The following is a 25,668-nucleotide window of genomic DNA, read 5'->3' as shown; positions in this document are numbered from 1 at the left end:
CGGAACGGACGGACACCCATGCCCGACGACTCCGCCTGGCGGATCGCCCTCCCGCACACGACCGCCGCGGTGCCGATCGCCCGCGCCCTGGTGCGCACCGCGCTCGCCGAGGCCGCGACGGGCGCCGACAGCGACACCGCCGAGCTGCTGACGGCGGAGCTGGTCGCCAACGCCGTGGAGCACACCCGCGCGGACGGGCCCATAGAACTCGTGGTGGAGCTGCTGGCGAACGGCTGTCAGGTCGAGGTCCACGACGGCGATCCCCGGCCGCCCGGCGACCTCCACCCGCCGCCGCCGGACCCCTGGCAGGAGCACGGACGCGGCCTGCTGCTGCTCAGCGCCCTCAGCTCCGCGTGCGGACACCGGCCGACGGCGCGCGGCAAGGCCATCTGGTTCACCCTGCCCGCGCGGCCGGCCGCCGCGGTGTGCTGAGGGCCGTCCGAGGACCCGCGGGCCCTACGGCCTCGCGAGCGTCGCGACCAGGACCGCCTTGATGGTGTGCAGCCGGTTCTCCGCCTCGTCGAAGACGACGGAGTGCGCGGACTCGAACACCTCGTCCGTCACTTCCAGCGATTCCAGGCCGTGCCGCTCGTGGATCTCGCGGGCCACCTTCGTGCCCAGGTCGTGGAAGGCGGGCAGGCAGTGCATGAACTTGACGTCCGGGTTCCCGCTGGCGCGCAGGACGTCCATGGTGACGGCGTACGGCGACAGGGCCGCGATCCGCTCGTCCCAGACCTCCTTGGGCTCCCCCATGGACACCCAGATGTCGGTGATGACGAAATCGGCCTGGGCGACGCCCTCGACGATCTCCTCGGTGAGGGTGATCCGGGCGCCGCTGGCCTCCGCGAGCGCGCGGGCCGCGGCCACCACCGGCTCGGCCGGCCAGTACGCCCTCGGCGCCACGATCCGCACGTCCATGCCGAGCAGGGCGCCGGTGACCAGGTAGGAGTTGCCCATGTTGAAGCGGGCGTCACCGAGGTAGGCGAAGGCGATCCGCTCCAGCGGCCTGCCCGGGCAGTGCTCGGTCATCGTGAGGACGTCCGCGAGCATCTGGGTGGGGTGCCAGTCGTCGGTGAGCCCGTTGAAGACGGGCACGCCCGCGTGCGCCGCCAGTTCCTCCACCACGTCCTGGCTGTCGCCCCGGTACTCGATGCCGTCGAACATCCGGCCCAGGACGCGCGCGGTGTCCTTGACCGACTCCTTGTGGCCCATCTGCGAGCCGGAGGGGTCGAGGTACGTGGTGCACGCGCCCTGGTCCGCGGCCGCCACCTCGAAGGCGCAGCGGGTGCGGGTGGAGGTCTTCTCGAAGATCAGCGCGATGTTGCGGCCCTGGAGCCGCCGCTCCTCGGCGCCCGCCCGCTTGGCGGCCTTGAGTTCCGCGGCCAGCTCGATCAGGCCGCGGAACTCGGCGGCGGTGAAGTCGAGCTCCTTGAGGAAACTGCGGCCGACGAGGTCGGTGGCCATGGGGGCGCTCCTGAGTCACGGGACAGGGGATATTGGAAGTCTATACGATCCCCTGCATTGATATACAGCCCCCAGTCCCCCGCCCCGTGCCCCGCCGCCGCCCGGCCTCAGACGGCGTCGCGCTCGACGGGACAGCTCATGCAGCGCGGTCCGCCCCGCCCGCGGCCCAGCTCGCTGCCCGGGATCTCGATCACCTCGATGCCCTCCTTGCGCAGGTGGGTGTTGGTGGTGACGTTCCGCTCGTAGGCGACGACCACCCCCGGCTCCACGGCCAGCACGTTGCAGCCGTCGTCCCACTGCTCCCGCTCCGCCGAGTGGACGTCCTGCGTGGCGGTCAGCACCCGGATCGAGTCCAGGCCCAGCGCCGCCGCTATCGCCCGGTGCATGTGCTCCGGCGGGTGGTCGGTGACCTTGAGTTCCTGGTCCCCGTTGCCCGGCTCGATCGTGTAGGAGGGGAGCATGCCGAGACCGGCGTACTGGGTGAAGGTGTCCCCGTCGACCATCGTCATGACGGTGTCCAAGTGCATGAAGGCCCGCCGCTTGGGCATGTCCAGGGCCACGATGGAGGTCGCCGAGCCGGCGGCGAACAGTCCGCGCGCCAGCATCTCCACCGCCTGCGGAGTCGTCCGCTCGCTCATCCCGATCAGCACCGCGCCGTTGCCGATGACCAGGACGTCCCCGCCCTCTATGGTCGAGGGGTAGTCGGCCTGGCCCTGGGTCCAGTAGTGGAAGGCGCCGGACGCCGTGAACAGCGGGTGGTGCTTGTAGATCGCCTCGAAGTGCACGGTCTCGCGCTGCCGGGCGGGCCAGCGCATGGCGTTGATGGACACGCCGTCGTAGATCCAGGCCGAAGTGTCCCGGGTGAACAGGTGGTTCGGCAGCGGCATCAGCAGGAAGTCGTCCAACTCCATGGCGTGGAAGCGGACCGAGACGGGCTCGGCGTACCGCTCCAGGAACTCCCGCTTCGTCATCCCGCCGACCAGCGCCTCGGCCAGCTCCGCGGAGTTCAGTCCCTCGAAGGCGGCCCGCAGGTGATCGGTGGCGAGGGGGCCGTACTCCTTCTCGTCGAAGACCCGGTCCAGCACGAGGTGGCGCGCCTCCGGGATCTCCATGGACTCGCCCAGCAGATCGCCGAAGAGGTGCACCTCCACCCCCCGGTCGCGCAGCACGTCGGCGAAACCGTCGTGCTCCTGCCGCGCCCGGCGCACCCACAGCACGTCATCGAAGAGCAACGCGTCCTTGTTGCTCGGCGTCAGCCGCTTCAGCTCCAGATCAGGCCGGTGGAGGATGACGCGGCGCAGCCGCCCGGTCTCGGAGTCGACATGGAATCCCATGGCGTACACGTTCGCAGACCGGGCGGCGTTTTGACGATCCGTTGACTCAGCGCAGGCCGAGCAGCGCCGAAGGGGCACCCGTCAGTTCCGGGGCGATCACTCCCAACTTGGGGGCGACCAGATTGGGCAGCCCGTAGTTGTGCCCGTCGGGCATCGAGACGGGGGCTCCGACGACCACCCCGGCGGTGCGTGCCAGCAGGGTCGTCTCCGGCGAGTCCAGGGAACCCTCACCGTCGGTCTCCGGCCGGCCCAGCAGGTTGGGCACCGGGGAGGTGATCCCGGTGCGGCCCAGCTCGGTGCCGACCGGGATGGTCGGGACGAGCGGGGTGGGGAGCAGGTCCCCGGTGTGGTGCCGGGGCACGTCGGGAGCGCCCACGACCGGCACGGGCACTCCGGTGGCCACCCGCGGGGTGTCCACCCCGAGCGTGGTCTCCACGGCTTCCAGCGGGACCCCCACCGGCACCGTGCTCGCGAGGGCCGGGCTCGCCGCACCCGCCGCGGCCATACAGGTCATGAGCGCCGCAAGGCTTCCGCGCGCGGTCATCTTCATATCTGACGTTCCGTCCTTCCAGGGTCGCGGAAATTTCCGCTGCCCTGGAAGAACGATCCCGCCCGGTGTTTCCAGGGACTTCCCGGGCAAAGTTCCCCCATACGACCTAACGGGGGGCGTGCGGTTCACACGGACCGGCGGCCGCCGCCGCCCCGCGGCTCGGCCGCGGGCAGAGCGTCCGCCAGGGCGGCGATCCGGGCCGGGCCCACCCCGCAGCAGCCTCCGATCATCCGGGCGCCCGCCCGCTGCCAGGCGGCGAGGGGCCAGTCGGCGGTGCCCGAGGTGTCGTTGGGGTACGCCAGCAGGGGCTTCGACGTCGCCGCGGCCGCCGTCTCCAGGGCGGGCAGGACATCGGCCGCCGCGCAGCAGTTGACGCCGACCGCGATCACCTCGGGTGCGGCGGCGGCCAGTGCGAAGGCGTCCGCCAGCGGCTGGCCGGCCCGGGTACGGTCCCCCGCCACCGTGTACGACAGCCAGGCCCGCGCCCCCGTCCCGGCGAGCACGGACAGCAGGGCCAGCGCCTCGTCGGTGTCCGGGACGGTCTCCAGGGCCAGTACGTCGGCCCCTGCCTCCAGCAGGGTCTCGATCCGGGGCCGGTGGAAGGCGGCCAGCTCGCGCACGCTCGGCCCGTACCGGCCGCGGTACTCGGAACGGTCGGCGAGGGTCGCTCCGTACGGCCCGACGGACGCGGCCACCCACACCTCGTGGTCCACCGCCCGCGCCGCCCCGTCGGCCAGGGTGACGGCGTCGCGCAGCAGGGCGGTGGTGCGGCGCCGGTCGTAGCCGTGGCGGGCGAAGGCCTCCAGCCCCACCTGGTAGCTCGCGGTGATCAGCACCTCCGCGCCCGCGCGGGCGTACGCCGTGTGCGCGGCCCGGACCTGCGCCGGGTCCTCGGCCAGGACGCGCGCCGACCACAGACCGCCGCTCAGGTCGCAGCCCTGGTCGGTGAGCTGGTTGCCGAGGCCGCCGTCCAGGACCAGCGTCCGGTGGCCCAAGGCCTCGGCCAGGGGGGTGCGGGCGCGGGTCATCGTCCGCTCACCCGCCCAGCTGGGGCATCACGCGGGAGGAGATCAGCTCCAGGTGGTCCAGGTCGTCGAGGTCGAGCACCTGGAGGTAGATCCGCGAGCAGCCGATGGCCTGGAAGGCGGCGATCCGCTCCACCACCTCGTCGGGGGTGCCCGCCAGACCGTCGGCCTTGAGTTCCGCCACGTCCCGGCCGATGGCGGCGGCCCGGCGGGCCACCTCGGCGTCGTCGCGGCCGACGCAGGCGACGAGGGCGCTGGAGTAGACGAGGTCGTCGGGCGCCCGCCCCGCGGCCACGGCCGCGGCCCGGACCCGGCCGAACTGCGCCTCGGTGTCGGCGAGCGGGGCGAAGGCCATGTTGAACTCGTCCGCGTACGTCGCCGCCAGGCGCGGGGTCCGCTTCGTGCCGCGCCCGCCGACCACGACGGGCACCCGCTCCTGCAACGGCTTGGGCAGCGCGGGCGACTTCTCCAGCCGGTAGTAGGTGCCGTCGAAGTCGAAGGTGTCGCCCGGCGCGGTGTTCCACAGTCCGGTGACGATCGCCAGCTGTTCCTCCAGGCGGGCCCCGCGCTCGGGCGGGAAGGGAATGCCGTAGGCCCGGTGCTCCGCCTCGTACCAGGCGGCGCCCAGGCCGAGTTCGACCCGGCCGCCGGACATCCGGTCCACCTGTGCCACCTGGATGGCGAGGACGCCGGGCAGGCGGAAGGTGCCCGCCGTCACCAGGGTGCCCAGCCGGATCCGGCTGGTCTCCCTGGCCAGCCCGGCCAGGGTGATCCAGGCGTCGGTCGGCCCGGGCAGCCCGTCGGCGGAACCCATGCTGAGGTAGTGGTCGGAGCGAAAGAAGGCGTCGAAGTGGAGTTCTTCGGCGGCCCGGGCGACGGTGAGGAGGGTGTCGTAGTCCGCACCCTGCTGGGGCTCGGTGAAAATCCGCAGATCCATGCTCCCCATCCTGCCCCGCGCCCCGCCCGGGTGAATCCGGGTCACCCGCAAGGGCCGCGCCCGGCCGCGCCAGTGACCGGCGCCGAAGGGGATCGTTTTCCCGACGGAGCCGGACCGCCCGGCCCGCGCGCCGGCGGCTTCCGTCAGCGCGTCCACCACCCCCCTTCCCTCCCCGGAAGGGCCGGGGCCGAGGAGGCCGCCATGTCCCACGAGTCCGTGCCCGAGCGCTCAGGACAGACCGGACAGGCAGCGGAGCACCCGCTCCCCCAGGAGGCCGGCGCCGCCGCCCCGAGCGGCGCCGCCCCGAGCGGCGGAGCGCCGAAGGGGCTGCTGCAGCAGATGGAGGAGCTGATGGCGGCGCTGAACGCCGACCTCTGCGATCTCGACGCCGATCTCCAGTCGGCCGCTGCCCGCTCCGCCGGAGCCACCGGAGCCACCGAGGCCACCTGAGCCACCAGCGCCCCGGGCGCCCCCGACCGCGCCCCCGCGAGCGAGCAGCCGTCCACGGTGCGCTGAACGGGTCCGGCGACGCGCGCGTCCCGCCGCCCCGCACGGCGGAACCTCGGCGGGCCGCCCCCGCCCCTCCGCTGCCGGGGCCGCTCAGACCACCCCCGAGGCGGAACCGCGCTCGCGCACCGTCATCTTGCGCAGGATCGCCCGTACCCGGTCGCTCGTCTCGTCCGCCGCGTCGATCGACTCTATGCACTGCCAGTACAGGCCCTCGTCGTCCGTGGCGCAGGCGACGCCCACCAGCGCTATCCCCACTTCACCCAGCAGCGCCTGGAGCCCGAGCAGGCACTGACGGACATCCGACACCTCGGTGAGCTGGGCCGCTCTGGGCGGATAGTCCGGGACCCGGCCCTCGCCGCTGACCGCGGCGCGGTCGATCACCCCGCAGCCTCTGGTCCCCGCCTCGCCCAGCCCGCGCGCCTCCGCTCTCAGCTCCGGTGGCCCCGATATGGCCAGCCAGCCCCCTGTTCCCTGCGCGAGCGCCTGGGTCTGCCAGGCCTCGCCCACGATGTCCATCGCCGCCCCGCTCTGCGCCAGAGCGTGTCGGCCGGCCGCGATCAGCCGTACCGCGTCCATATGCCGTCCCCCGTCCGCACGACACCCAGCTGTTCCCCTATCACTACCCAGAGTGAGGGCAACGGGCCAGTAAAGCCAGGGGTATTCGGAAATCTGTGGACACAAACATGGTTGTGGACAGTGCCATCACTCCGAAGAGTGACATTCCCCGTCCGAAGTGACCTTCAGAGGAAAACGACGTTCATTACGCTCGATCTTCGCCGCCAGCGCGTCGAGCACATCCACCCCGAGAACCTCGCAGAACTGCAGCAGGTAGGCGAGGACGTCCGCCACCTCATCCGCCACACGGTGCGCGGTGCCGGGGTCCTCCATGACCCGCTGCGACTGCTCGGGCGTCAGCCACTGGAAGATCTCGACCAGTTCGGACGCCTCCACGCTCAGCGCCACCGCCAGGTTCTTCGGCGTGTGGAAGGGCTGCCAGTCGCGCGCCGCCGCGAAGGCGGCCAGCCGCCGCTGGAGCAGCGCCAGCCGCTCGTCCGGCGCCCGGCTCGGCGCCCGGCCCTGTTCCGGGTTCGAGTCCGGGTCCGGGTCCGGTTCCGGGGAGGGGTTCTCGTTCATGGGGACAGGTCTACCACCGACACCCCGGGCAGTTCGCGGGCGTTTCCGGCGCCCTCCTCGCCCACCGCCGCCACCAGGCGGACGTGCCCGCGGCCGCACGACAGCAGGGCCAGGCGCAGGAGTTCGGCGCGCTGGGTCCGGTCGAGGCCCCGGTCGAAGCCGTCGGCGAGGACGGTCAGCGCCTGCTGGGCGGGCAGCAGTTCGGCGGCCTGGTCGACGGCCAGCACCCCGGGGCCGGTCAGCAGGACCAGCGCCAGGGCGAGGAAGCGCAGTTCGCCCGCGCCGAGCCGCCCGAGGTCGGTGGCCGGGAGGGCGCCGCGCTCCAGCGCGGCCACCACCCGCCCCTCGGCGTCGGCCCGCTCCACCAGCCCCTCGACGGGGCCCGCGCAGCCGGTCCGGGCCGCCCCGACCAGCAGGGCGTACCGGGTGCCGCACTCCTGCCGGGTCCGGCGCAGTACGTCGGCCAGGTTGCCGCAGTCGCCGCGCAGCCGTCCCTCGCCGGGCGGCACGGGGGCGCGCATCGCGGCGGGCCGGGGGTCGCAGGGGAACACCGACCGCAGCGCGACCACCACCTGTTCGGCGGCGGCGAGCACCCGTCGCTGGCCTTCGGTGCTGCCGGCCACCCGCAGCGGGAGCAGCGCGGTGCCGAGCCGGTCGTCGGGGAAGGGCGCGCGGGTGACGCCGGTGGAGCCGCCGGTCAGCCAGGCGGCCTGGACCGAGCGCCGCCCGGGGTCGCGCAGGGCGGTGTTCAGCAGGATCTGGCCGCCCGCGGTGAGCCGTTCGCCGACGACGCGCAGGGCGGGTTCGGCCTGGACGGCGAGGTCGAGGCGGACCGGACCCACCGGGCCGTCGACCGTGCAGCCGATCCGGAAGCCGCGGCGCCGCTCGGCGTCGGGGCGGGCCCGTTCCGGTACGAGGGCCACCGGGTCGGGGAACACCTCGTCCAGGAGGGCGCCGGAGCCGAGCCGCGCCAGGGCCTCGTACGCGGCCAGCACCTGGGACTTGCCGCTGCCGCTGGGCCCCGCGAAGAGGGTGACCGGGGCGAGCGGGAACACCGCCGCGCGGTGGGCGGCGAAGGCGGACAGCCGCAGCTCGGTGACGGCGGGCCGGGCGTGCCGCACCGCCGCGGCGCCCGGGCCGGGGCGCGGGGCCGCCGCGGCATCCGGTTCGGAATGCGGGGCGGCCGCGGCGTCCCGGGCGACGTACGGCGCCGCGTGGGCGGCGGCTCCGGGGCGCCGGTCGGCGTACGGCCTCGGGGCGGGCACGTGGGCCGCCGGCGGGGGCGGGGCGGCCGGGGGCGGGGCGGCCGGCGGGAAGGGGGCAGGCGGGGGTAACGCGGCGGCGGAGCCGCTGCGGGCGGTGTCCAAGGTGGCGTCCATGCCCGGACGCTACGGGCCGTCCGGGCACCCCCGGCGCCGCCGAACCGTTCCGCCGCCGCGACCTTCCTACGATCGGGGGACGGCCGCGGCCGCGATCCCCTCCACCTCGGTGCCGACGGGGGCCAGCAGGAAGACGTTGCGGTCGACCCGGTGCATGCCGCTGCCGAGCCCGAAGACCACGCCGCTGCTGAAGTCCAGGATCCGCTTGGCCACTTCGCTGTCGGCGCCCGTGAGGTCGAGCAGGACGGGGATCTGCGCGATGAGGTACTCGGCCACCTCGCGCGCGTCGGCGAAGATCTGGACCCGGATCACCACGAACCGGCGCTGCGCGGCGACGGCCGCATCGGGAGCCGTCGGGATGGTGCGGTGGTCCACTCTGGACGGCCACTCGTTGCGACTGCGCAGGGGTACCACCTGCGCGAGCCCCTCCCACTGTTCATCGGTGACGTCGTACCTGCTCACCAGGCCGCCTTGGCCAGACGCTTCTTGTGCATCTCCCCATCCTCTCGCGTTTCACCCGTTCAGCCCAACAACGACACGAAGCACGTAAGGTCGCCGCCATGACGCCTCGCGACGAGCTCCCCGCGGTCCGTGAACCGGCGGGTCGTACGGCCCCCGCGCCCCGGTTCGTCAAGCGGGTGGACGCGTTACGCAATCACGAGCAGATACTCGCCGCGGCCGAGCAGTTGTTCGCCGAGCACGATCCGCGCACGGTCACGATGGACCGCATCGCCAAGGCCGCGGGCGTGGGCCGGGCCACCCTCTACCGCCGCTTCCCCGATCCGCGCTCGATCGCGGTCGCGCTGCTGGACGAGCACGAGCGCATCCTGCGCGGGAAGCTGGCCTTCGGCCCGCCGCCGCTCGGTCCGGGGGCGCCCGCCGCGGAGCGGATGGCCGCCTTCTACTCCGCCGCCCTGGACCTGCTGGAGCGTCACCTTCCGCTCGCGCTGGGCGCCGAGCACGGCCCGGCCCGCTTCACGGGCGCCGCCTACAGCCACTGGCGGGCCCACGTGCGGACCCTGCTCGCGGACGCGGGGATGGAGGACCCGGAGAGCGGTGTGGACATCCTGCTCAGCCCGCTGGCCCCCGAGGTGTACCACCACCAGCGGCACACCCTGGGGCTGAGCCGGGAGCGGATCGCGCGGACCCTGGACCGGCTGGCGCGCCGGGTACTCAGCGATACCGAGATGGGTTAGGTTAGGCATACCTAACCAGCCCCTCGGGACGATGGAGAGATCCGCATGCGCACGTCCGGCGACCCCGACCACCCCGCCGCGTCCGACCCGGCGCCCGCCCGGCCGACCGACGCCGAGCGCGCGCGCTCCGTACTGGCCGCCGCCCACTCCATGACCGTGACCGTCGACGGCGTGCGCACCGAGGTCCGCCGGCTGGACGGCGCCGACGTGCTCGGCCACCTGCACTGGCACCCCGCCGGCCCCGCCGCCGGGAACCCGCTCGCCGGCCGCTGCGCGCCGCACGACGACCGGCCCGCGATCCGGCTGGAGTTCACCGACATCGCGCCGACGCCCGTACGCGACCGGGTCCGCGCGCGGGTCACGGTCCTCGGCCACCTCCTGACCCCGTACGCCGACGGTTCGGACGGCAGCGGCGCCGGCACGTGCGTGGAATTCGGCCGGGCGGTCCTGGAGACGGACGAGGGCCGCTCGTACATCGGTCTCACCGAGCTCGACGAAGCCCGCCCCGACCCGCTCGCCGGCTACGAGGCGGGCATGCTCACGCACCTGTTCGACGACCACCACGATCTGGTCACCCTGTTCCTGCGGCTGGTCCAGCCGCCGCCCGCCCCCGGGGTGCTCCGCGCGCTGCCGCTCGCCCTGGACCGTTACGGGATCACCCTGCGCCTCGAAGACCGCGCCGGGCACCGCGACGTCCGCCTGCCCTTCCCCTCCCCCTTGGACGACGTCGAGCGCTCGGGGGCCCGGATCCAGGCCCTGCTGAGCGCCGCCCGGCGGCTCTCCCACCGCAACAGCCTGCCCGCCTGATCGGCCTGATTCCGCCGTACCCGCTCCGGAATAGCCCTGGATCAGGGGCAGTTGGAGTGATCATGAAGGCAATCACTTACTCCGCGTACGGCACCGACGGCACTCCCGCCACCCTCGCACTCGTCGACGCGCCCGAACCCAAGGTGGGGCCCGGCGAAGTGCTCGTCCGGGTCAGGGCCGCGGGGGTCAACCCCGTCGACTGGAAGATCGCCGCCGGATACCTCGATCCGACCCTGGAGGTGCGCTACCCGGTCATACCCGGCTGGGACGTCGCCGGAGTCGTCGAAGCCGTCGGCGCCGACACCTTCGACTACGCCGTGGGCGACGAGGTGTACGGCTACCTCCGCAAGGAATGGGTGCAGCTCGGCACCTACGCCGAACTGGTGTCGGCCCCCGTGCGCACCCTCGCCCGCAAGCCCCGCGGGCTGACCTTCGAACAGGCCGCGGGCATCCCGCTGGCCGGGCTCACCGCCTACCAGTCCCTGAAGCGCGTGAACGTCACGGCGGGCGAGACCGTCGTCATCCACTCGGCGGCGGGCGGCACCGGTTCGCTGGGCGTGCAGATCGCCGTCGCCCTGGGCGCCCGGGTGATCGGCACGGCCGGGACGCACAACCACGACTACCTGCGCTCCCTGGGCGCCGAGCCCGTGCTCTACGGCGAAGGACTGGCCGACCGGATCAGCGCGCTGGCGCCCGACGGCATCGACGCGGGCCTCGACTTCTTCGGGGACGGGGCCGTCGAACTGCTCCAGGGCCTGGTCAAGCAGCGGGACCGGGTGGTCTCCATCGCCGATTACGAGGCCGCGGCCAAGGGCGCGCACCAGCTGTGGGTGCGTCCCGACACCGCCGACCTGACCGCGCTCGCCGAACTGGCGGACAGCGGCGCGCTGGTGGTGCACGTGGAGCACGTGCTGCCGCTCGCCGAGGCGGCGAAGGCATGGGAGATCAGCCAAGCCGGCCGGACCCGGGGCAAGATCGTGCTGAGCGTCTGAGTCCGCGCGGGGACGGGGAACGGCCGGGCGGGCGGAGGTGTCCGCCCGCCCGGCCGTTCCCGCCGGTCCGGTGCGCCCGGGGGGGGCGCCTGACCGTGCCCGCGCCGCGTCAGACCGCGTCCGCCGTGGCGGCGTAACGGCTCACCGGGCGCGCGAGGCCGTAGTTCTCGCGCAGGGTGCGTCCGGTGTACTCGGTGCGGAAGAGACCGCGCTTCTGCAGGATCGGCACCACGTGGTCGACGAAGTCGGTGAGCCCGGTGGGCAGGACGGGCGCCATGATGTTGAAGCCGTCGGCCGCGCCCTGGGTGAACCACTGCTCCAGCTGGTCGGCGATCTGCTCCGGGGTCCCCGCGAAGACGCGGTGGCCGCGGCCGGCGCCGAGCCGGGCGATCAGTTCGCGCAGGGTGAGGCCGTCCCGGCGGGCGAGTTCGGCGACGAGCGTGAACCGGCTCTTGTTGCCGTTGATGTCGCGCTCCTCGGGCAGGTCCGGCAGCGGCCCGTCCAGGGGGAGGCCGGTGAGGTCGGTGCCGAGCATGCCGGAGAGCTGGGCCAGTCCGTACTCCGGCACCTGGAGGTCGGTCAGGCGCTGTTCGAGGGCCTTGGCCTCGGCCTCGGTCGAACCGATGACCGGGGCGATGCCGGGCAGGACGAGCAGGTCGCTCTCGGCCCGTCCGTAGCGGGCGAGCCGGGACTTGAGGTCCTTGTAGAAGGTCTGGCCGTCGGCGAGGGTCTGCTGCGCGGTGAAGACGGCCTCCGCGTAGCGCGCGGCGAACTCCTTGCCGTCCTCGGAGGAACCGGCCTGCACCAGGAGCGGGTGGCCCTGCGGCGAACGCGGCACGTTCAGCGGGCCCGCCACGCCGAAGTACTCGCCGCGGTGGGCGGCCGGGTGCAGCTTGTCGGTGTCGGCGTAGATCCCGCCCTCCTTGTCCAGGACGATCGCGTCGTCGTCCCAGCTGTCCCACAGCTTGGTGGCCACGTCGAGGAACTCGCGGGCCCGGTCGTAGCGCAGGCCGTGCTCCAAGTGCTCTTCCTGGTTGAAGTTGCGGGCCTCGTCGACGGTGCCCGAGGTGACGATGTTCCATCCGGCGCGGCCGTTGCTGAGGTGGTCGAGGGAGGCGAACTTGCGGGCCGTGTGGAAGGGCTCGTTGAAGGTGGTGGAGACGGTCGCGATCAGGCCGATGTGCTCGGTGACGGCGGCGATGGCGGAGAGCAGGGTCAGCGGCTCGAAGCCGCCGAGGGCGTTGTAGCGGGCCTTGCCCCACAGGGCGAGGCCGTCGGCGAAGAAGATCGAGTCGAGCAGCCCCCGTTCGGCGGTCCTGGCCAGCTCCTGGAAGTAGCGCAGGTCGGTGACCCGCTCGGGGGTGCTGTCGGGGTGGCGCCAGGCGGCGTCGTGGTGGCCCGCGTTCATCAGGAAGGCGTTGAGGTGGAGGGTGCGGCGGGAGTCGGTGGTCATGGCGGGGTCCTCAGCGGGGAGTAAGGGGAGCAGGGGGGAGCGAGCGCGGTGAGGGGGCGCGGTGAGGGGCGCGGGCGTCAGCCGGCGGCCGGGACGCGCCACAGGCTCAGGCGGCGTTCGATCGAGACGAGGAGCTGGTTGAAGGCCACGCCGATCGCGGAGATGGTGATGATCCCGGCGTACATCTGGGGGATCGCGAAGTTGAACTGCGAGGCGTTGATCAGGTAGCCGAGGCCCGCCTTGGCGCCGATCATCTCGGCGGCGACGAGGACCAGGATGGAGACCGCTCCGGCCAGCCGGATGCCGGTGAAGATGGTCGGCACGGAGGACGGCAGGATCACCTTCTGGAACAGCCGCACGGTGGAGAGGTCCATCGAGCGGGCGAGCCGGACCAGGGTGGGGTCCGCCCCCCGGACGGCGCTGATGGTGTTCAGCAGGACGGGCCAGACGCAGGCGTAGACGACCATCGAGATCTTCGAGGTCTCGCCGATGCCGAGCAGCAGGACGAAGACGGGGAGCAGCGCGAGGGCGGCGGTGTTGCGGAACACCTCCAGCAGCGGGCCGAGCAGTTCCGCGACCGGCCGGTACCAGCCGATGAGCAGGCCGAGCGGTACGGCGACGACCACGGCGATCCCGAAGCCGCCGAAGGAGCGCACCAGACTGGCCCAGGTGTGCTCGCCAAGCTGCCCGTCGGCGAGCAGCTCCCACCAGGCGACGGCGACCTCGCTGAAGGGGGGCAGGAAGGTCCGGTCCACCAGGCCGAGGCGGGGTGCGGTCTCCCATACGAGGAGCAGCGCGACGAGGGCGGCGGAGCGGACGGCTGCGCCGCGGATCCGGTGCCCGAACCTGCCGCGCTCGGCTGCCCGTGCCGGGGCCGGCCGGGCGGCGGGTGCGGGGGCCGGCTGAGTGCCGGGTGCGGGTGCCGGCTGGGTGGCGGGTGCCTCCGGCGGCGCCTCAAGCGCCGGCGGGGCCGGTGTGGGCTGGACCGGGGTACGGGTGTCGGTGCTCATACGGTGGCCTGCTCCTTCTCCAGTTGCTGGGCACGGGCCACCTCGTCGTGGAGCAGGGTCCAGATCTCGTGGCGGTGGCGGGCGAATTCGGGGCTGGAGCGGAGGTCCTCGCCCACGAGGCGGCTCGCGCGGTCCCCGAGGGAGACCGGGACGATCTCCTTGATGCGGCCGGGGCGGGAGGTGATGACCGCGACGCGCTGACCGAGGTACACCGCCTCCTCGATGCTGTGCGTGATGAAGACGACGGTCTTGCCGGTGGCCTGCCAGATCCGCCGCAGTTCGTCCTGGAGGGATTCACGGGTCTGGGCGTCGAGCGCCGCGAAGGGTTCGTCCATCAGCAGCACATCGGGGTCGTAGGCCAGCGCGCGGGCGATGGCGACGCGCTGGCGCATCCCGCCGGACAGTTCGTGCGGGTGCCGGTCACCGAAGCCGGTGAGTCCGACCAGTTCGAGGAACTCCCGCGCCTTCGCGGCGCGTTGGCGGCGCGGTACGCCGGTGGCCTCCAGGCCGAACTCGATGTTGCCCAGCGCCGTGCGCCACGGCAGCAGCGCGTACTGCTGGAAGACGATGCCCCGGTCCAGGCCCGGGCCGGTGACCGGCTCGCCGTCGAGCAGGATCCGGCCGCCGCTCGGCCGGGTCAGGCCGCCGAGGAGGTCGAGGAGGGTGGACTTGCCGCAGCCGCTGGGTCCCACGACGACGAGGAACTCCCCCGCGGGGATGGAGAGGTCGATGCCGTCGAGGGCGGTGAAGTCTCCCCGGGACGCGGAGGGGAAGGTCTTGGTGACCGCTTCGAAGACGATTTTCGCCATGGCGTTCAGGCCTCCTTCCGGTAGCCGTTGAACTCGTTGGTGTAGAGGTCGGCGGCCTTGAGCTGCCCCTTCTTGATCTCGCCGCGCTCCCCCAGCCAGTCGAGCCAGAGCTGGAACTCCTTGTCCCCGATCCGGCCGCCCGCCTCGGCCACTCCGTACGAGTGCCAGTACTGGAGGGTGGTGGTGTCCTCGTTGCGGCCGCGCTTCTTGACGATCGCGGTCATCCGGGCGATCACCTCCTCGCGCGGGGTGACGCGCGACCACTCGATGGCCTTGGCGACGCCGGTGACGAACGTACGGACGGTGTCGGGGTTCTCCTTGATGAAGCGCTGGGTCATCACGTACGAACCGGCGCTGAACGCCCCGAGGAGCTGGTAGTCGGTGAACAGGGGCCGGATGCCGCCGGTGGCCAGTGCCTTGTCGCGCAGGACGCCGCTGAGCACGCCGACCTCGATCTGCTTCTGCCGCAGCGCCTGTTCGGTGTTGACCGGCGGTATCACCAGCGCCTCCACCTTGGCCGCGTCCGCCTTGGAGAGGCCGCCCCGGCTGAGGTAGATGTCCAGGAGCGCCTGATAGTGGGCGCCCAGGGTGTTCATGCCGACCTTTTTGCCGATGAGGTCGCGGGCGGAGCGGATCGGGCTGTCCTCCAGGACGTAGTAGCCGCCGTAGGAGTACTGGTCGGAGCCGTAGTAGGAGATGACGGCCTTGATCGGGGCCTTGCCCGCGGCGAGCTTGACCACGGCGCCGTTGAAGGCTCCGCCGAAGTGGGTCTGGCCGGTGGCGGCGGACTGGATGTCCTGGGGGCCGCTGATGGTGTTGCCGACCCAGTCGAGGGTCACGTCGCCCAGGTAGCCGAGGTCCGCGGCGAGTTCGGGCAGCGTGACCGCGCCGACCGCGCCCTGGTACTTGAGCTTCTTGAGCTGGGCGCCCCCGCCGGAGGAGGCCGTGGCCGTGCCGCAGCTCACCGCGGCCGCCGAGATGCCGAGCAGGGCGAGGAACTGGCGTCGGGAGGTGGTGGTCCGGGTGGATGTCGCGGGCATGACTGGTCCTTCTGGGGGCGGTGGGACGGTTACGGGGCGGTGGTCAGCGTGGAGTCGGGGCGGGGGGCGGCGTGCGTGCGCAGGGCGCCGGCGAACTCGTCGACGGCCTGGTAGAGGTCGAGTTCGGCCTCGGGGCGCAGCCGGTCGGGGCCGTCGCCGCGCTCGACGGAAGAGTCGAGGACGAAGCGGCCCGCGGTGACGTGGCGGGCGCCGAGCGCGGTGAGCACCGGGCGCAGGGCGTAGTCGAGGGCCAGGACGTGGGCGAGGCTGCCGCCGGTGGCGAGCGGCAGGACGGTCTTGCCGGCCAGGCCGTCCTGCGGCAGCAGGTCGAGGAAGGCCTTGAGCAGGCCCGTGTACGAGGCCTTGTAGACGGGGGTCGCGATGACCAGCCCGTCCGCCGCGGCCACGGCGGCCAGGGCCCGGCGCAGCTCGGGCCGGCCGCCGCGGGCGGCGAGCAGGTCGGCGGCGGGGAGTTCGCGGACGGCCAGGTGCGAGGTCGCGAAGCCGGAGTGGGACAAGCGCCGCAGGACGTGGCCGGCGACGACCGCGGTACGGGAGTGCGGGGAGGGGCTGCCGGTGAGGGCGAGGATGCTGGCCACGGGGGCTCCTTGGGCGTCGTACGGGGCGGGGTCAGGCGGAAGGCGCGGCGGCGGCCGGGGCTGCTTCGGCTCGGGAGGCTTCGGCTCCGGGCGCTTCGGCTCCGGAGGCTCCGGAGGGGATGCCGAAGGAGGGGGCGGGGACGGCCTCGGGGCTGATCAGGCGGGAGGGGCGGCCGTCGGGGCCGACCGGGACGTCGCCGTCGACGGTGACCCGGCGCAGGGTGCGCTCGTGGTCGTCGGAGTCGTCGACGCCGTAGTGCTGGGTGGCGCGGTTGTCCCAGATGGCGACGTCACCGGCGCTCCACCGCCAGCGGACGGTGTTCTCGGGGCGCTCGATGTGCGCCTGGAAGAGGTCGAGGAGGGCGCGGGAGTCGCGGCCCGTCAGGCCGTCGAGGCGCTGGACGAAGTTGCCCAGCAGCAGGGCGCGTTCGTCGGTCTCGGGGTGGACGCGGACCACCGGGTGCTCGGTCAGGAAGGAGGTGGAGGTGAACACCTCGCGGTACTGGGCGAGGGCCTCGGGCAGGGCGTCGGGGCGCAGCGCGGCGTAGTCGTACTCGTTGGAGTGGACGGCGCGCAGGGAGTCGGCGAGGGCGCGCAGCGGGGCGGGGAGGCCGGCGTAGGCGGTGGCGGTGTTGGCCCACAGGGTGTCGCCGCCGTAGGGCGGGATGGTGACGGCCCGCAGGATGGAGAAGGCGGGGTAGGCGGGGACGAAGGTGACGTCGGTGTGCCACTGGTTGGCGCGGGCGCCGTGGTGGGAGTCGATGCCGAGGGCGTAACGGCCGTCCGCGGAGGGGACGGTGGGGTGCGCGACGGGGGTGCCGAGGAGCTGCGCGAAGGCCTCGTGGCCGGCCTCGTCGAGGTGGCCCTGGCCGCGGAAGAAGACGACCTTGTGGGTGAGGAGCGCGGTGCGGATCCGGGTGACGGTCTCGGGGGCGAGGTCGCCGCCGAGGCGGACGCCGCCGATCTCGGCGCCGATGCGGCCGCCGACCTTGGTGACGGTGAGGGTGTCGGTGTGGGTGTGGGTGTCGGTCTCGGTGAGGGTGCTGGTGCTCATGGGAGGCCTCCTGATGTTCTTTCCGCAGCGGAAGAAATAGGGGTGGGCGTACGGGTGCCGTGGGACCGGGGGTGGAGCCGGGGCGGGGCAGGGGTACGGGCAGGGGTGCGCGGCGTCGGCCGACCGGGGGCGGCGGGGCGGGGCGCGGTGGGACGTGAGCGGGCGGTCAGGCCCGGCAGGGGGCCGGACAGCGGCCCGGACATCCGCCCGGAACGGCGGAACACGCGCCGCCGGGGGTGTGGAGCCGCGAGACGATGCGTGCAGTCGCGGACATGGCTCGGAGACTGTCAGGGGGTCCGGGGCGGGTCAACCCCCGGGTTGAGGGGTGGGAACCGGCCAGCGGGGGGCCGGGGTGACTGCCGCTCCACCCACGCTGACCTGCGGTTCCACCGATCCCCTGGCGGGGCTCGCGGGCCGTATGGCGCATGATCGCCCCTCCCGGATTTCACGCCCCCGCAACGCGCCCGCCACGCCCCCGCCCCATCCGGCCCCGGGCGCTGCCTTGCCGAGCGCACCGGCCGCGCCCCCCAGCGGCCCCGGCCCTCCGGGGGCGCCTCAAACGCCGGCGGGGCTGGAGGCGGCACCCCGACGCCGGAGGCGGGGCGGCCCGCGCAATCGCCGACGGGGCCCGACACCGAAGGCGGCCCACATCCCAGCCTCGCCGGCGATTGAGGCGCCCCCGGAGGGCCCGCGAGCCGCGCGTCGGACACGCGGCGCAGCCCGGACGTGCGCACCGGCGCGTCACCGGCCGCGCCTGGCGCTGCCCTCCGGGTGCGCCTCAAACGCCGGCGAGGCTGACTGTGGCCCGGGTAGCGCCCGGTGGTCCGGCATGATCGGGGGGACAGTCGAGGAGGGCGCGTGGGGGTTGGGCAGGTGGCGGCCGGGGGCCGCAGCGCGGGGGACGGGCGGGCCGTGGCCAACGCCGCCGCCGTGCTGCGGGCCGTGCTGGATCACGGGCCCGTCGCCCGCAGCGCCGTCTCCGGGCTGTGCGGGCTGAGCCCGGCCGCCGTGTCCCGGCAGACGACCCTGCTGGTGCGGCGCGGCCTGCTGCGCGAGGTGCCCGCGCCCCCGGCCGGCCCGGGCACGGCGGCGGGCCGGCCCCGGGTGCCGCTGGACCTGCACACCGGGGCGGTCGGCGGCCCGGTGGCGGGGGCGCTGCACATCGGGGTGCGCAGCGCCGTCCTCGGGCTGGTCGACCTGCGCGGGCAGGTGCTGGCCCGGCGGGCGCTCCCGTACGAGGGGACTCCGTCCCCGGACCGGCTCACCGGCCGCCTCGCCGCCGAACTGGGCCCGTTCCTGGCGCAGACCCGCGGCGCGCGCCCCCTGCTGGGGGTCGGCGTCGCGCTGGGCGGCTGGGTGCGCCCGGACACCGGGACGGTCATCCGGCACGAGGCCCTGGGCTGGCACGACGTACCGCTGGCCGCCTCGCTGTCCCGCGCCCTGGAGGTGCCGGTCCGGGTGGACAACCACGCGCGCGCCGTCGGGCACGCGGAGATCCTCTTCGGGCACCCGCAGGCCCGGCGCAGCCTGGTGCACCTCTTCATCGGCAACGTGGTCGACGCCGCCTTCGGCATCGAGGGCACGGTCCACCAGGGGCCGGGGGCGGCGGCCGGGGACGTGGCGCACCTGCCGGTGCCCGGGTCGGCCGCGGCGTGCGCGTGCGGACGTACCGGCTGCCTGCAGGCGGCCGCCTCGGACACGGCGCTCGGGGCGGAGGCGGTGCGCCGGGGCATCGTGCCGGACCCCTCCGTGGGGATGCTGGTCGACGCGGCGGCCACCGGCGACCCGCGCGCGGACGCGCTGCTGCGCGAGCGGGCCCGGGCGGTCGGCGGTGCGGCCGCGCTGCTCTTCGACGTGTTCAACCCGGCCGTCATGGTGATCAGCGAGCTGTCGAGCGTGCTGCACGAGGGCTATCTGGAGGACATCCGGGCGGCCGCCGCGGAGCTGTCCCCGGCGGCGGCGGGACCGGGCCGGATCGTCGCCCCGCACGCGGGGCCCGCCGTACTTCCGCAGGCCGCGGCCACCGTGCTGCTCGGTCCGTTGTTCCGGGATCCCGCCGCTCTGTCCTGAACCTGACAAGAACTGGGAGTGCGAGATCACATAGGGGGGTTATGGCTTCGCTTTAGCGGCGCCCCTAGCATTCGAGCCATGACGGTCCTGCCTGATGACGGGCTTTCCCTGGCCGCCGAGTTCCCTGACGCGACGCATGAGCAGTGGCAGCGCCTGGTAGAGGGCGTACTGCGCAAGTCGGGCAAGGAAGCATCCGGCGAGGCAGCTGAGAACGCGTTGTCCACCACGCTCGAGGACGGGCTCAGTACGCGCCCGCTCTACACCGCACCCGCGTCCGGGGGCTCCGCCGACACCGGCGCCATCGGCCTGCCCGGATTCGCGCCGTTCCTGCGCGGGGGCCGGCCCGAGGGGACCGCCGCCGGCGGCTGGGACGTGCGCCAGCGGCTCACCCACACCGATCCGGCCCTCCTGAACGAGGCCGTGCTCGCCGACCTGGAGAACGGGGTCACCTCGCTGTGGCTGACCGTCGGCCGCAGCGGCGTCCCGGTCGAGGGTCTGGCCCGCGCGCTGGACGGGGTCTACCTCGACCTCGCGCCGGTCGCCCTGGACGCCGGAGCCGCCTACGACGCGGCGGCCCGGGCGCTGCTGGGCCTGTACGCCGAGCGCGGGGTGGCCCCGGCGGACGCCCGCGGCAGCCTCGGCGCCGACCCGCTGGGCCACGAGGCCCGTACCGGCGAGGCGTTGGACCTGTCCGGCGCGGTGGAGCTGGCCCGGGAGACCGCGGCCGACTGGCCCGGCCTGCGCGCCCTGACCGTGGACGCCCTCCCCTACCACGAGGCCGGCGGCTCGGCGGCCGAGGAACTGGGGCTCTCCCTGGCGACCGGCGTGGCCTACCTGCGGGCGCTCACCGAGGCGGGCCTCGACACGGCGGCGGCCTTGGGACAGCTGGAGTTCCGCTACGCGGCCACCGCCGACCAGTTCCTCACCATCGCCAAGCTGCGGGCCGCGCGCCGCCTGTGGGCCCGGATCGCCGAGGCCTGCGGGGCCGCGGAGGCGGGCGCCCAGCGCCAGCACGCGGTGACCTCGCCGGTGATGATGACCCGGCGCGACCCGTGGGTGAACATGCTGCGCACCACCGTGGCCTGCATGGCCGCGGGCGTGGGCGGGGCGGATTCGGTCACCGTGCTCCCCTTCGACCACGAACTCGGGCTGTCGGACGCCTTCGCGCGCCGGATCGCCCGCAACACCTCCACGATCCTGATGGAGGAGTCGCACCTGGCCCGGGTGATCGACCCGGCGGGCGGCTCCTGGTACGTCGAGCAGCTGACCGACGAACTCGCGCACGCCGCCTGGGAGTTCTTCCAGACGGTCGAGAAGGCGGGTGGCCAGCCGGCCGCGCTGCGTTCGGGGCTGGTCGCCGATCGCCTGGCCGCCACCTGGGCCGCGCGCTCCGCGAAGCTCGCCAAGCGGCGCGAACCGATCACCGGCGTCAGCGAGTTCCCGCAGCTGTCCGAGAAGCCGGTGGTCCGCGAGAGCGCGCCCGCCGGGCCCTCGGGCGGGCTGCCGCGGGTCCGCCGCGACGAGGCCTTCGAGGCGCTGCGCGCCCGGTCCGACGCGCACCTGGCCGCGACCGGGTCCCGGCCGCGGGTGTTCCTGGCGGCGCTGGGTCCGGCCGCCGCGCACACCGCGCGGGCCACCTTCGCCTCCAACCTGTTCCAGGCCGGCGGCGTCGAGGCGGTGCACGACCCGGTCTCCGTGGACGCGCAAACGGCTGCCGCCGCCTACGCCGCGAGCGGCGCCGACGGCATGGCCGTGCTGTGCTCCAGTGACACGCTGTACGAGGAGCGGGCCGCGGCGGTGGCGGCCGCGCTGCGCGCCGCGGGCGCGACGACCGTGTTCCTCGCCGGACGCCCGGGCACCTGCGCGGCCGATGTGGACGAGTACGTCTTCGCCGGCTGCGACGCGGTCGCCGTGCTGTCCTCCGTACTCGACCGGATGGGAGTGACCTCGTGAGCATCCCCGATTTCTCCGAGCTGGCGCTCGGCGGGACCGCTCCCGCCGGGTCCGAGGAGCAGTGGCGGGCGGCCGTGAAGGAGTCCACCGGCTCCGCCACGGACGACCTGCTGTGGGAGACCCCGGAGGGCATCGGCGTCAAGCAGTTGTACACCGGGCGGGACCTGGAGGGCCTGGACTTCCTGGCGACCTACCCGGGCGTGGCCCCGTACCTGCGCGGCCCGTACCCGACGATGTACGTCAACCAGCCCTGGACGATCCGGCAGTACGCGGGCTTCTCCACGGCCGAGGAGTCGAACGCCTTCTACCGGCGCAACCTCGCGTCGGGCCAGAAGGGCCTGTCGGTGGCCTTCGACCTGCCGACGCACCGCGGCTACGACAGCGACCACCCGCGCGTGACCGGCGACGTCGGCATGGCGGGCGTGGCGATCGACTCGATCTACGACATGCGCCAGCTGTTCGACGGCATCCCGCTGGACAAGATGTCGGTGTCGATGACGATGAACGGCGCGGTGCTGCCCGTGCTGGCGCTGTACATCGTGGCGGCGGAGGAGCAGGGGGTCTCCCCCGACCAGCTCGCGGGGACCATCCAGAACGACATCCTCAAAGAGTTCATGGTCCGCAACACCTACATCTATCCGCCGAAGCCGTCGATGCGGATCATCTCCGACATCTTCTCCTTCACCTCGCAGAAGATGCCGCGGTACAACTCGATCTCGATCTCCGGCTACCACATCCAGGAGGCGGGGGCGACCGCCGACCTGGAGCTGGCGTACACGCTGGCCGACGGGGTGGAGTACCTGCGGGCGGGGCTGGGCGCCGGGATGGACGTGGACGCCTTCGCGCCGCGCCTGTCCTTCTTCTGGGCGATCGGCATGAACTTCTTCATGGAGGTCGCCAAGCTGCGGGCCGCGCGCCTGCTGTGGGCGCGCCTGGTCAAGCAGTTCGACCCGAAGAACGCCAAGTCCCTTTCCCTGCGCACCCATTCGCAGACCTCGGGCTGGTCACTGACGGCGCAGGACGTCTTCAACAACGTGACGCGCACCTGTATCGAGGCGATGGCGGCGACACAGGGGCACACCCAGTCGCTGCACACCAACGCCCTCGACGAGGCGCTCGCGCTGCCGACGGACTTCTCTGCGCGGATCGCCCGCAACACCCAGCTGCTGCTCCAGCAGGAATCGGGGACCTGCCGGGTGATCGACCCGTGGGGCGGCAGCGCGTACGTCGAGAAGCTGACCTACGACCTGGCCCGCCGGGCGTGGCAGCACATCGAGGAGGTCGAAGCGGCCGGCGGCATGGCGCAGGCCATCGACGCGGGCATCCCGAAGCTGCGGGTGGAGGAGGCCGCGGCCCGTACGCAGGCGCGCATCGACTCCGGTCGCCAGCCGGTCATCGGGGTGAACAAGTACCGGGTGGAGACCGACGAGCTGATCGACGTGCTCAAGGTGGACAACTCCTCGGTGCGCACCCAGCAGATCGCCAAGCTGCGGCGGCTGCGCGAGGAGCGCGACGAGGCGGTGACGCAGGACTGCCTGCGGGCCCTGACGAACGCCGCCGAGCGCGGCGCCGGTGCCGGGCTGGAGGGCAACCTCCTCAAGCTGGCCGTGGACGCGGCGCGCGCGAAGGCGACCGTGGGCGAGATCTCGGACGCCCTGGAGAAGGTGTACGGGCGGCACGCGAGCCAGATCCGTACCATCTCGGGTGTGTACCGCAGCGAAGCAGGCGAGTCCCCGTCGGTCGAGCGCACCCGCGCCCTGGTGGACCGGTTCGAGGAGGCGGAGGGCCGTCGTCCGCGCATCCTGGTGGCCAAGATGGGCCAGGACGGGCACGACCGCGGTCAGAAGGTGATCGCGACCGCCTTCGCCGACCTGGGCTTCGACGTGGACGTCGGCCCGCTGTTCCAGACGCCGGAGGAAGTGGCCCGCCAGGCGGTCGAGGCGGACGTCCACGTGGTGGGCGTGTCCTCGCTCGCGGCCGGTCACCTCACGCTCGTGCCGGCGCTGCGCGAGCAGCTCGCGCACGAGGGGCGCGAGGACATCATGATCGTGGTCGGCGGGGTGATCCCGCCCGCGGACGTGCCGACGCTGCTGGAGATGGGGGCCACCGCGGTGTTCCCGCCCGGCACGGTCATCCCGGACGCGGCGCACGACCTGGTGACGCGGCTGGCCGCCGAACTCGGCCACGAGCTGTAGGCGGGGCGGCGAGCCGATGCCCCCGAAGATCGACATCGAGGCCTACGCCAAGGGTGTGCTCGACGGGAAGCGCGCGCACATCGCGCGCGCCATCACCCTCGTCGAGTCCACCCGCCCCGATCACCGCGTGCTGGCGCAGCGACTGCTGACGGAGCTGCTGCCGCACGCGGGCGCCGCGCGCCGGATCGGCATCAGCGGGGTGCCGGGCGTGGGCAAGTCGACGTTCATCGACGCCTTCGGCACGATGCTGACCGGGCTCGGCCACCGGGTGGCGGTGCTGGCCGTGGACCCGTCCTCCACCCGCACGGGCGGTTCGATCCTGGGTGACAAGACCCGGATGGAGCGCCTGGCGGTGGATCCGGCGGCCTTCGTCCGGCCGTCGCCCTCGGCGGGCACCCTGGGCGGGGTCGCGAAGGCGACCCGCGAGTCGATGATCGTCATGGAGGCCGCGGGCTACGACGTGGTGCTCGTGGAGACGGTCGGCGTCGGCCAGTCCGAGACGACGGTGGCCGGGATGGTCGACTCGTTCCTGCTGCTGTCCCTGGCGCGGACGGGCGACCAGCTCCAGGGCATCAAGAAGGGCGTCCTGGAGCTGGCCGACGTCCTGGCCGTGAACAAGGCCGACGGCCCGCACGAGCGCGACGCCCGGGCGGCCGCCCGCGAACTCGCCGGTGCGCTGCGGCTGATGCACCCGGTGGACGCGGCCTGGACCCCGCCGGTGCTGACGTGCAGCGCCCGCGAGTCGGCGGGGCTGGACGAGGTGTGGAACCGGCTGGAGCAGCACCGCCGGGTGCTGGAGGCCGACGGCCGGCTGACGGCCAAGCGGGCGGCGCAGCAGGTGGAGTGGACCTGGTCGATGGTCCGCGACGAACTGCTGGGACGGCTGCGCGCGGACCCCGCGGTCCGGGAGCTGGCGCCGGACCTGGAGGCCGGGGTGCGGGCGGGTACGGTGACCGCGACCTCGGCGGCGGACCAGTTGCTGGCCGCTTTCGGGCGGGACCTGCCTCCGACGGCGTGAGCGGGCGGGCGGTCCTGCCCTTGTTCCCGGGCCGGGCCGCCCGCGACGGGCGGCCCGGATCCGGGGTGGTCAGGCGTCGACGAGGACCGGGGCCTCGGAGACGAGCGACCGGTGCAGGATCCGCACCCGCTCGGCCGGGTCCTGGTCGGCCAGGAGCGCGGAGAGGACCGCGATGCGGGCCTGCCCGGCGCGCAGGGTGCCGGTCGGTACCGCGCCGGCGGCGACCAGGTCGACGGCTCCGCCCTGGGTGTAGATCTCGGTGACCGGACCGGCCGCCACGCGGGTGGTGAGCGCCACCAGGACGCCGCGCGCGGTGGCGGCGCGTACCGCTTCCACGATCTCGGGGGTGGCGTTGCCCGCACCGGTGGCGACGAGGACCACGCCCTGGGCTCCGGCGGCGAGGGCCGCCTGGAACAGCGTCGGGTCGGCGTCGGCGTGGTGCATCACCATGTCGACGCGGGGCGGCAGTTCGGGCATAGCGGGCAGCGCGAGCGGCGCGGGGCGGACCGGGTGGCGCAGTACGGTGACCTTGCCGAAGCCGACCTTGCCGAGCTGTTCGCCGGAGGGGTTCGCGAAGGCGTCGGCGGTCAGCGTCTGGGTCTTGACAGTGCCGCGCGCGGCGTGGACCCGCCCGGCGAAGGCGATGAGGACGCCGAGCCCGCGGGTGGTGGCCGCGGTGAGCAGGGCGTCGTAGAGGTTGCCGGGGCCGTCGCCGTCCTCGGCGCCCATGGGCAGCTGCGAGCCGGTGAAGACGACCGTGCGCGGGTCGTGGTGGTGCAGGTCGACCAGGAAGGCGGACTCTTCGAGGGTGTCCGTGCCGTGGGTGACCACGACGCCCTGCACGCCGGGGTCGGCGAGCACCTCGTGCACGGTGCGCAGCAGGGTGAGCTGGTGGGCGGTGGTGAGGCGGGGGCTGTTCACGCTGAACAGGTCGACGATCTCGACGGTGATGCCCTCGGGCAGCGGCGCGGTCGCCATGACCTCGCTGCCGTCGGCGTCGGCCGCGAATCCGGAACCCTGCCAGCGGCTCGCTATCGTCCCGCCGGTGCTGATGACGACGATCCGTCCCACGGCTGCCTGCCTTTCCGCGCGTAGCCCCCGTACGTGTGTGCGTATCCGGGCAATCATAGAAACATCTA

Annotated in this window: 25 protein-coding genes; 9 read left to right on the top strand and 16 right to left on the bottom strand. The window is 73.7% G+C overall.

Translation table 11 applies throughout. The annotated features are described in order from the left end of the window. The first annotated feature begins 18 nt into the window (after positions 1-18). The gene (locus AC0693_RS20670) at positions 19-432 is read left to right on the top strand and encodes an ATP-binding protein (protein WP_469336820.1); all 414 of its coding nucleotides are present in this window, start codon (positions 19-21) and stop codon (positions 430-432) included. Positions 433-456: 24 nt separating this feature from the next. Here AC0693_RS20670 and argF read toward each other — a convergent pair whose 3' ends face one another. The 5 genes from argF to AC0693_RS20645 all read right to left on the bottom strand — a co-directional run bounded on the left by argF (position 457) and on the right by AC0693_RS20645 (position 5,310). Beyond that, the gene (argF, locus tag AC0693_RS20665) at positions 457-1,464 is read right to left on the bottom strand and encodes an ornithine carbamoyltransferase (RefSeq protein ID WP_478802495.1); all 1,008 of its coding nucleotides are present in this window, start codon (positions 1,462-1,464) and stop codon (positions 457-459) included. Positions 1,465-1,571: 107 nt separating this feature from the next. Beyond that, positions 1,572-2,798: an arginine deiminase gene (locus AC0693_RS20660; protein WP_469336815.1), complete on the bottom strand. Its 1,227-nt coding sequence runs from the start codon at positions 2,796-2,798 to the stop codon at positions 1,572-1,574. A gap of 46 nt (positions 2,799-2,844) precedes the next feature. Beyond that, on the bottom strand, positions 2,845-3,348 hold the full coding sequence (locus AC0693_RS20655; RefSeq protein ID WP_478802494.1) for a hypothetical protein: 504 nt from the start codon (positions 3,346-3,348) through the stop codon (positions 2,845-2,847). A 125-nt stretch (positions 3,349-3,473) separates the two neighbouring features. After that, the gene (gene mmuM / locus AC0693_RS20650; protein ID WP_478802493.1) at positions 3,474-4,376 is read right to left on the bottom strand and encodes a homocysteine S-methyltransferase; all 903 of its coding nucleotides are present in this window, start codon (positions 4,374-4,376) and stop codon (positions 3,474-3,476) included. A 7-nt stretch (positions 4,377-4,383) separates the two neighbouring features. After that, entirely contained in the window at positions 4,384-5,310 is a 927-nt protein-coding gene (locus AC0693_RS20645; protein ID WP_468464907.1) for an LLM class F420-dependent oxidoreductase, read from the bottom strand. Positions 5,311-5,511: 201 nt separating this feature from the next. Between AC0693_RS20645 and AC0693_RS20640 the strand changes: the two genes are divergently transcribed. Then, positions 5,512-5,760, top strand: a complete 249-nt coding sequence (locus AC0693_RS20640; RefSeq protein WP_478802492.1) for a hypothetical protein — start codon at positions 5,512-5,514, stop codon at positions 5,758-5,760. Between the two features lie 150 nt (positions 5,761-5,910). Here AC0693_RS20640 and AC0693_RS20635 read toward each other — a convergent pair whose 3' ends face one another. From AC0693_RS20635 to AC0693_RS20620, 4 genes are all read right to left on the bottom strand, one after another. After that, entirely contained in the window at positions 5,911-6,396 is a 486-nt protein-coding gene (locus AC0693_RS20635) for a DUF6099 family protein (RefSeq protein ID WP_468464910.1), read from the bottom strand. A 126-nt stretch (positions 6,397-6,522) separates the two neighbouring features. Continuing rightward, complete coding sequence (locus tag AC0693_RS20630) at positions 6,523-6,954, bottom strand: nucleotide pyrophosphohydrolase (RefSeq protein WP_478802491.1); 432 nt, start codon at positions 6,952-6,954, stop codon at positions 6,523-6,525. After that, positions 6,951-8,333, bottom strand: a complete 1,383-nt coding sequence (locus AC0693_RS20625) for an AAA family ATPase (protein ID WP_478802490.1) — start codon at positions 8,331-8,333, stop codon at positions 6,951-6,953. The genes AC0693_RS20630 and AC0693_RS20625 overlap by 4 nt, the downstream gene beginning before the upstream one ends. A 66-nt stretch (positions 8,334-8,399) precedes the next feature. Next, complete coding sequence (locus AC0693_RS20620; RefSeq protein WP_468464916.1) at positions 8,400-8,795, bottom strand: cell division protein SepF; 396 nt, start codon at positions 8,793-8,795, stop codon at positions 8,400-8,402. A gap of 98 nt (positions 8,796-8,893) precedes the next feature. Here AC0693_RS20620 and AC0693_RS20615 point away from each other — a divergent pair, with 98 nt between their 5' ends. The 3 genes from AC0693_RS20615 (at position 8,894) to AC0693_RS20605 (ending at position 11,328) form a co-directional block, all read left to right on the top strand. Then, the gene (locus tag AC0693_RS20615) at positions 8,894-9,529 is read left to right on the top strand and encodes a TetR/AcrR family transcriptional regulator (RefSeq protein WP_468464918.1); all 636 of its coding nucleotides are present in this window, start codon (positions 8,894-8,896) and stop codon (positions 9,527-9,529) included. Between the two features lie 45 nt (positions 9,530-9,574). Then, positions 9,575-10,336: a DUF2470 domain-containing protein gene (locus AC0693_RS20610; RefSeq protein WP_478802489.1), complete on the top strand. Its 762-nt coding sequence runs from the start codon at positions 9,575-9,577 to the stop codon at positions 10,334-10,336. A gap of 62 nt (positions 10,337-10,398) precedes the next feature. Beyond that, the gene (locus tag AC0693_RS20605; RefSeq protein WP_478802488.1) at positions 10,399-11,328 is read left to right on the top strand and encodes an NADP-dependent oxidoreductase; all 930 of its coding nucleotides are present in this window, start codon (positions 10,399-10,401) and stop codon (positions 11,326-11,328) included. A gap of 109 nt (positions 11,329-11,437) precedes the next feature. On the opposite strand, the gene AC0693_RS20600 is transcribed toward AC0693_RS20605, so the two are convergent. The 6 genes from AC0693_RS20600 to AC0693_RS20575 form a co-directional block, all read right to left on the bottom strand. After that, positions 11,438-12,781 (bottom strand): LLM class flavin-dependent oxidoreductase, encoded by a 1,344-nt coding sequence (locus AC0693_RS20600; RefSeq protein WP_478802487.1) that lies wholly within the window; start codon positions 12,779-12,781, stop codon positions 11,438-11,440. 77 nt (positions 12,782-12,858) lie between these two features. Further along, positions 12,859-13,791 carry an ABC transporter permease gene (locus tag AC0693_RS20595; RefSeq protein WP_478802486.1) on the bottom strand — a complete coding sequence of 311 codons (933 nt, stop codon included), beginning with the start codon at positions 13,789-13,791 and terminating at the stop codon, positions 12,859-12,861. Next, entirely contained in the window at positions 13,788-14,600 is an 813-nt protein-coding gene (locus AC0693_RS20590) for an ABC transporter ATP-binding protein (RefSeq protein WP_478738728.1), read from the bottom strand. Before AC0693_RS20590 ends, AC0693_RS20595 begins: the two co-directional genes overlap by 4 nt. Before the next feature lie 5 nt (positions 14,601-14,605). Beyond that, positions 14,606-15,640: an ABC transporter substrate-binding protein gene (locus AC0693_RS20585; RefSeq protein WP_478802485.1), complete on the bottom strand. Its 1,035-nt coding sequence runs from the start codon at positions 15,638-15,640 to the stop codon at positions 14,606-14,608. A gap of 29 nt (positions 15,641-15,669) precedes the next feature. Continuing rightward, positions 15,670-16,239, bottom strand: coding sequence for an NADPH-dependent FMN reductase (gene ssuE / locus AC0693_RS20580; RefSeq protein ID WP_478802484.1), 570 nt, complete (start codon positions 16,237-16,239; stop codon positions 15,670-15,672). Between the two features lie 31 nt (positions 16,240-16,270). Continuing rightward, the gene (locus AC0693_RS20575) at positions 16,271-17,293 is read right to left on the bottom strand and encodes a TauD/TfdA dioxygenase family protein (protein ID WP_478802483.1); all 1,023 of its coding nucleotides are present in this window, start codon (positions 17,291-17,293) and stop codon (positions 16,271-16,273) included. A gap of 858 nt (positions 17,294-18,151) precedes the next feature. Between AC0693_RS20575 and AC0693_RS20570 the strand changes: the two genes are divergently transcribed. The 4 genes from AC0693_RS20570 to meaB all read left to right on the top strand — a co-directional run bounded on the left by AC0693_RS20570 (position 18,152) and on the right by meaB (position 24,529). Continuing rightward, entirely contained in the window at positions 18,152-19,363 is a 1,212-nt protein-coding gene (locus AC0693_RS20570; protein ID WP_478802482.1) for an ROK family protein, read from the top strand. Positions 19,364-19,441: 78 nt separating this feature from the next. Further along, a complete protein-coding gene (locus tag AC0693_RS20565; RefSeq protein WP_478802481.1) occupies positions 19,442-21,316 on the top strand; it encodes a methylmalonyl-CoA mutase subunit beta in 1,875 nt (624 codons plus the stop codon). Continuing rightward, positions 21,313-23,511 (top strand): methylmalonyl-CoA mutase, encoded by a 2,199-nt coding sequence (gene scpA, locus AC0693_RS20560; RefSeq protein ID WP_356405329.1) that lies wholly within the window; start codon positions 21,313-21,315, stop codon positions 23,509-23,511. Before AC0693_RS20565 ends, scpA begins: the two co-directional genes overlap by 4 nt. Before the next feature lie 16 nt (positions 23,512-23,527). Then, entirely contained in the window at positions 23,528-24,529 is a 1,002-nt protein-coding gene (gene meaB, locus AC0693_RS20555) for a methylmalonyl Co-A mutase-associated GTPase MeaB (protein ID WP_469316621.1), read from the top strand. Between the two features lie 69 nt (positions 24,530-24,598). Here meaB and AC0693_RS20550 read toward each other — a convergent pair whose 3' ends face one another. After that, on the bottom strand, positions 24,599-25,600 hold the full coding sequence (locus AC0693_RS20550; RefSeq protein ID WP_469336784.1) for an asparaginase: 1,002 nt from the start codon (positions 25,598-25,600) through the stop codon (positions 24,599-24,601). Positions 25,601-25,668 lie beyond the last annotated feature (68 nt).

The sequence above is a fragment of the Streptomyces sp. NPDC043876 genome, from assembly GCF_056435825.1.
This window is presented reverse-complemented; position numbering and strand designations above follow the sequence as displayed.